Below are 433 nucleotides of genomic sequence, written 5' to 3'. Positions count from 1 at the left end.
GGCCGAGCAGGGTCGCGAACAAGGACTCCAGCGCTACCAATTGCCCGGAGAGGACCATCGGCAGGTGTCGGGTGGCAAGATTCCAGGCCCAGCCGCCGGCCACCGAGGAGCACAGGGCAATCATCAGCGCCCAAAGATACAGCGATCCGGCCTGCGCCCAGGAAAAGCCCAGGGTCGGCAACCGGAACAACTCCAGGTGCAGGCCCAAGGGCAGCAGACACAGCATCGCCAGCGCACCTCCACTCATCATCAATCCGGTCCAGGCGCCAAGGGCTGGCACGGACAAGCTCGCCATCGCCCGCTGATTGAGCAGGCTGAAAATCAGCCACACGGCTATCGCTCCCAGGGAGAACAGCAGCCCAGCCCCCAGGGATGAACCCTCGACGGTCGCCGGCCCCAGGCCGCCCAGATGGATCAGACCCAAACCGGCCAG

1 protein-coding gene is annotated in these 433 nt (G+C 65.6%); it reads right to left on the bottom strand.

The window, feature by feature from the left end; translation table 11 throughout:
- A partial coding sequence (locus SB847_RS20535; protein WP_410578399.1) for a hypothetical protein occupies positions 1–433 on the bottom strand: 433 nt, incomplete at both ends.

The organism is Bacillus sp. SIMBA_026, from assembly GCF_046535335.1.
In the GTDB taxonomy this organism is placed as follows: domain Bacteria; phylum Bacillota; class Bacilli; order Bacillales; family Bacillaceae; genus Bacillus; species Bacillus velezensis.
The sequence above is the reverse complement of the archived record's forward strand: the minus strand, read 5'-3'. Positions and strand labels throughout refer to the sequence as shown.